The sequence below is a fragment of the Desulfovibrio sp. genome (assembly GCF_047607245.1).
Classification (GTDB): Bacteria; Desulfobacterota; Desulfovibrionia; order Desulfovibrionales; family Desulfovibrionaceae; genus Desulfovibrio.
Genome location: NZ_JASGDK010000068.1, coordinates 1 through 6,020 on the forward strand (window position 1 = coordinate 1; position 6,020 = coordinate 6,020).

Here is a 6,020-nt window from a genome sequence, read left to right on the forward strand (position 1 = left end):
GGCAAAGTATTTAAAATACCAGTACCCGCCGCCTGCGCAAACCAGTATCAGCAGCAGCACAGCCAGTATCTTGCCAAACCTGCCCCGGCCCTTGACGGGCATGTCCGGCAGCGGGCCCTGAGTCGCAAGCTGCTCGGCCGGATCATAGGCAAAAACAGTTTTGCAAACCGTGCAGCGTAGTTTTACGCCCGGTTTGGCAAACTGCTCTGGCAGATTAAAGCGGCTTGAACAATTGGGACATCTTACTTCCATGCCGTTACTCCCCAAAACCATATCCGGCAGCCGGAACCAGCAGGATTCTATTATTCGGGTATGATCTCAAAAATACCAGGCAGATTACGATAGTGTTCCGCGTAGTCGAGACCATAACCAACGATGAAGCCTTCGTTCAGCTTAAAACCGGCAAAGTCAACTTGTACATCAATTTCGCGCCGTTCATTCTTATCGACCAAAGCGGCCAGACGCAGGCTGCGGGCCTTGCGGGCGGCAAACTGACCAAGCAGAAAACGCATGCTGTACCCGCTGTCCACAATATCTTCCACTATCAGCACATGCTTGTCGCAAATGTCAATCTCAACATCCTTGCTGAAAATCACATGCTTTGAGGTGGAGGCTCCCTTGCCGTAGCTGGACAGGCGCACGAAATCCAGCTCCAGATTTTTGTTGTGCAAGGCGCGTACCAGATCGCTGAAGAAGACAAAGCCCCCCTTGAGCACACACACGGCTACCAAGGGTTCCTGCCCATAATGGGCGTCAATTTCAGCAGCCAGTTCCTTAACCCGTTCGGCAATTAATTCCGCGCTATAAACGGTTTTCAATTCTTTGACCTTGAGATCATGCCCCACCTTAGCCATCTGATCCTCCAACACGGGCTGCGCTGACGCCCCCGCTCTCAGGGGCCGTGGCGTTTGCCGGCTCCAGTGCAAAATACCCGCGTTGTTCCCCGCGGCAGAAGCAACGACCGCCAAATGCGTTCGCTGTCTCCATAAACAGTGCCATTACGCCCTGGCCTCCTGACGGCCCACAACCATAACGCAGCCCGCCCCAATCTCAAACATGAAAACCGTTCCCGCTTCTGCTTACTTTTGTTCAAGCAGCTTGTTGAACACCATTTCCATCATCTCGGTATCGGCAATACCCGGCTCGGATATGACCCTCTGACCGTCTTTGGCGAAAAAAACATTGTGCGGGATGCTGCTGACCTGAAATGCCTTGGTAATGTCGCGGCCAGCCATATACACAGGATAATCCATATTCATTTTTTTCATAAAGGGCACAACGACCTTTTCGTCTTCATCGACAGAAAGGCTGATGATAAGCACATCCTTGCCCGCAAATTTTTTGTTTACGGCCACCAGATCGGGAACTTCAACCTGGCAGGGAGGGCACCACGTGGCAAAGAAGTTGAGCATGATGACCTTGCCCTTGTTCTTGACCAGCAGGTCGGTAAGGCCCGCAAGATTGAGGGAAGGCACCGAGGCAGACGCCCCGAAGGCCGCGCATGGCAGCAACAGGCAAAGCAAAAGGGGGAGAATGATTTTTTTCATATGCTACCTTGATGAGTTGCAAACCCATGTATAACGTGAACAGTTACATGCCGCCCAGGCCCGCACGTGGATGTCCGGCATGACTACTCCCACGCACCAAGTCAGTCTACATAAAATTTTTGGCAGCCCGCACCGCTCCCACAGCATCGGCGCAATACGCGTCTGCTCCGATGGAGTCGGCAAAGGCCTGGGTGACAGCTGCGCCGCCCACCATAACCTTGATGGCCAGCCCTTTTTCTTTCACCAGTTGTATGGTGTCTTCCATACGGACCATTGTGGTGGTCATCAGGGCCGACAGGCCGATAATACTCGCTTTATGCTCCAGGGCGCAAGCCACGATGGCGTCGGCAGGCACGTCCTTGCCTGCGTCAATGACGTCAAAACCGTGGTTGCCCAAAAGCAGGGAGACAATATTTTTGCCAATATCGTGAATATCGCCTTCCACTGTAGCCATAATTACGACAGGCCTTGTTTCTGGTCCTCGCCCGGCTTCGAGCATGGGCTTCAGATGGGCAAACGCCGTCTGCATGGTTTCTGCGGCACGGATAAGCTGGGGCAGAAAATATTCACGCCTCTCATAACGCGCGCCAACTTCGGTGATGGCGGGGATAAGCACGTCCTGCACGAGACTGAAAGGCTCTGCCCCGTTGTCCAGCTCTGCTTGCAGCAGCGACAGTACATTTTCCCTGTCGCCGTTGAGCACGGCGTCGCCCAGGGTTTTGGCCGCCCCGCCGCCGCCCTGGCGCTGCAAAACGCTGCCTTCGCCTGCCTTCCACCCGGCATAGCCGGAAATAAAGGAAGCCGCGTGCGGGTCATGCTCTCCCAGCACCTTCAAAGCGTCAGCCGCTTCGCGCAGGCGTTGGGCCGAAGGATTGGCAATGCAGGAAGAAAGGCCAGCCCCGGCAGCGTAAGCCAGGAAGGTGGCATTGAGCAGATCACGCGCAGGCAGACCGAATGAAAGATTGGAAAGACCCAATGTAGTGGGCAGCCCCTGGCTGGAGCACCAGCGCGTCATTTCAAGACATTGGCGCGCGCCATCCGGGCTGGACGATACGGCCAGAGCAAGAATATCCACCATCATGAGACGGCGCGGGATGCCCAGCTGCTCGGCACGCTGGATCAGAATTTCTACCGTGCGGATGCGGTCGACCGCTTTTTCGGGCAGGGTTGCGCCTTCAATGGGCAGCAAAATGAACGGAGCGCCATAGTCGCGGCAGAGCGGGCCCAGCAGCTCCATTCGTCCGGCTTCGCCGCTGATGGAGTTCACCAGAAAAGAGCCGGGGCAATACGGAAGCGCGTTGGCAATGGCCTGGGCATTGGACGAATCCACAGACAGCGGCACTGTAAGGCGGCCCACAAGATTCTGCACCAGTTCCGGCAAGAGCGTGTTTTCGTCTACCAGAGGCGCGCCCACGTTGACGTCCAGTATTGTTGCTCCGGCCTCCAGTTGGGCGTCGGCAAACTGCATGGCCGTGTCGAAGCGGCCTTCCTGCAATTCCAGCGTAAGCTGTTTTTTGCCTGTGGGGTTGATGCGTTCGCCAATGATGGCCAACGGATGCCCTTCGCCTATGCGCACCAGCTGTGAACGGCTTGTGAGGCATATGCCCCGGCGTTCAACCTTTGGCGCACTAATTTCGCCAAGGCCACGCAAGGCCTGCGACAACGCCGCCAGATGGCCGGGGGTGGTACCGCAGCAACCGCCAAGCACCTGTGCGCCCAGGTGGGCGAAGGGAGCAGTTTTTTCGGCAAAGCCTTCCGGACCAAGAGGAAAGACGGTTTGCGTGCCATGCAATTCGGGCAGACCGGCGTTGGGTTCGGCCATGACAGGGCAGGCGCAGACGCTCAAAAGTTCCGCCACAACGGGTTCCATCTGCTCTGGTCCCAGACTGCAGTTGGTTCCCACCACATCAACGCCCATATTCTGCATGGTTTCTGCAAAAATGGCAGGAGTGGAACCCGTAAGGCTCACGCCTTGCTCAAACGTCATTGAAACCATGACAGGCAGGTCGCATTCCTGCCGGGCGGCCACCACAGCCGCTCTGGCTTCTGCCAGATCGAACTGGGTTTCAATAAAGATAAGATCCACCCCTCCGGCGACGAGACCGCGAATCTGAAGAGCAAAGGCTTCAATAAGCTCGCGGGGTTCTGCTGGGCCCAGAGGTTTGATGAAGTGCCCGGTGGGCCCCACGTTGCCAGCCACAAAAACAGGGCGGTCCCCAGAGCGCGGCACATCAGCGGCGGCAGCGCGGGCAACGGAAGCCATGCGCTTGTTGAAAGCAAAGACATCCAGCCCCTTCGGCAGCTTATAGGAGTTTCCACCAAAGGTGCACGAGGTCAGAATGTCGACCCCCGCCTTGAGGTAGGAGGCATGGATTCCCCGCAGAATATCGGGGTTTTCCATACAAAATTCTTCGGGGCTTGTGCCAGCGGGAAGGCCAGAGGCCTGGAGCATGGTACCCATGGCCCCGTCCAGCAAAAGAGGACGCCTCGTGCCGAGCGCTTGTCTGAATGTCATGAATGCCGCCTCTTGGCCGTCATAAGTAATATAGTTGAAAGTCTTGCCGGGCATCAGCCCCATTGTGGTGCAAGCCCGTCTTTGCTTTCCGGGCATAATGCCTGTATGCTGTTAAAACGTCCCCAAGGCTACAGGGCGTTCCGAAAAAGAAGCGCCTCGTTGTAACCACCAGAAACCACACAGAACTCAAAAATCTGAGGCGGTAGGCCGGACAGACTGTTTTCAGCATGGTCCCGCGCGGCAGAGGGGATGCGGTTGGCCTTTCAGTACTGAATAATATTGAAAAGAACAAACCAAAACTATAGCATACAGGCATTGCAGCGCTTTTCGTAGCGCTAATGACTGAGTATGGATAAAATGAAAAAAAATAGCAAGATAGCCCTCAGCACGGCCAAGGCCGCCCCAAAAACGGAAAAAGGCGAAAAAAACGCGCCTCCGGTTGGGGTTGTCGAAATTCTTGATGGGCCGCAGAAATCCCAACCCCGCGCCAATTCTGCCCCAAGCGGCCCCAGCGCCCGCTCAGGCCTGAAAAGCAAGGGCAAGCCTGCTGTCGATCTGGAAGAAAAAAAACAGCAAGGCAAAAAGAAAAAAGCCTCATCGCCCGTTGAGCGGGATGAAGACAGCCGTAACTCCGGCCCGGTTCTGGACGTTGACGACCTGGAGTCCGCCCCCGAGCACGATGAAGAGGAACTGGATTTCGAGTCTCACGACGATCAGGACGACCTTGTTGGCACAGGGCTGGACACAGATATGGACGACTCCCCGCTGTCCATTGGTGAAGGCAGAGATAGAGACATGCCCGCGCCTTCGTCCTCGCGCCTGCCCGCAGTGGGCACACGCGACAGCCTGCACCTGTACCTGCGCGAAATGAGCAAGTTTCCCATGCTCAAGCCCGACGAAGAGCACGAACTGGCTGTGCGCGTGCGTGATCACAATGATGCGGACGCGGCCTTCCGCCTGGTGTCTTCACACCTGCGGCTGGTGGTGCGCATAGCTATGGACTTTCAGCGCCGCTGGATGCAGAACGTGCTTGACCTTGTGCAGGAAGGCAACGTGGGGCTTATGCGTGCGGTCAACAAGTTTGACCCAGACAAGGGCATCAAATTTTCCTACTACGCCTCTTTCTGGATCAAGGCCTATATTCTCAAGTTCATCATGGACAACTGGCGCATGGTCAAAATCGGCACCACGCAGGTGCAGCGCAAATTGTTCTACAATCTGAACCGCGAGCGGCAAAAGCTTATCATGCAGGGCTTTGACCCTGACGCAGCCATGCTCTCGGAACGCCTTGGCGTGACAGAAGACCAGATCAACGAGATGGACCAACGGCTGGCTTCCACCGACATGTCGCTCAACGCCCAGGTGGGTGAAGACACGGGCGGGGCCACCAGAATGGACTTTCTGCCTGCCCTTGGGCCGGGCATTGAAGACACGCTTGCCACAGACGAAATTGCAGGACTGGTACGTTCCAAGCTCAAGACGATCATGCCAAAACTCAATGAAAAAGAGCTGTATATCCTGCACAACAGGCTACTTACAGACGAACCGGTTACCTTGCGCGAGATAGGCGAAAGGTATAATATAACAAGAGAGAGAGTGCGCCAGCTAGAGGCGCGGTTGGTGGAAAAAATCGGCCAGCACCTGAAAAGTGGTATCGAAGACTTCTCCGATCATTGGATTCAATCCTAAGCAGCACGGATAAAGTCCGCAATGAAACGTAAGCACATCGCGCTCTTTTGCGCCCTGACACTGGCCGCCGCCACCTCCTTTTCCCTTCTTGGCTGTGGGGGTTGTGCCGGAACCAAAGCAGCAGCCGAAAAAAGCGCTACAGCAGAAGACGTCAACTACTCTGCCCTGCGCCATGTAGAAGTGCGTCAGCCCGAAGAAAAGCTTTCGCCCGAGGCTAAAAGCACCTATGCCTTCCTGCTCTACTCGCAGGCGCTTAATGACGAGGACGA

General features: G+C 55.8%; 5 protein-coding genes and 1 pseudogene. 2 read left to right on the forward strand and 4 right to left on the reverse strand.

Going from position 1 to position 6,020, the window contains the following annotated elements; all coding sequences use genetic code 11:
• The 4 genes from QM579_RS05140 to QM579_RS05155 all read right to left on the reverse strand — a co-directional run.
• Positions 1–306, reverse strand: a 306-nt coding sequence (locus tag QM579_RS05140; RefSeq protein WP_414998112.1) for a zinc-ribbon domain-containing protein, incomplete at its 3' end; no start/stop codon positions are given.
• A complete protein-coding gene (gene hpt, locus QM579_RS05145; protein WP_183718102.1) occupies positions 303–854 on the reverse strand; it encodes a hypoxanthine phosphoribosyltransferase in 552 nt (183 codons plus the stop codon). The genes QM579_RS05140 and hpt, both read right to left, overlap by 4 nt.
• Before the next feature lie 225 nt (positions 855–1,079).
• On the reverse strand, positions 1,080–1,547 hold the full coding sequence (locus QM579_RS05150; protein ID WP_414998109.1) for a TlpA family protein disulfide reductase: 468 nt from the start codon (positions 1,545–1,547) through the stop codon (positions 1,080–1,082).
• Positions 1,548–1,653: 106 nt separating this feature from the next.
• Entirely contained in the window at positions 1,654–4,062 is a 2,409-nt protein-coding gene (locus QM579_RS05155) for a homocysteine S-methyltransferase family protein (RefSeq protein ID WP_414998110.1), read from the reverse strand.
• A gap of 348 nt (positions 4,063–4,410) precedes the next feature.
• Between QM579_RS05155 and QM579_RS05160 the strand changes: the two genes are divergently transcribed.
• Positions 4,411–5,751 (forward strand): RNA polymerase sigma factor RpoD/SigA, encoded by a 1,341-nt coding sequence (locus QM579_RS05160; RefSeq protein ID WP_414998111.1) that lies wholly within the window; start codon positions 4,411–4,413, stop codon positions 5,749–5,751.
• Positions 5,752–5,772: 21 nt separating this feature from the next.
• Positions 5,773–6,020 (forward strand): annotated as a pseudogene (locus QM579_RS05165) (hypothetical protein); the annotation flags it as partial.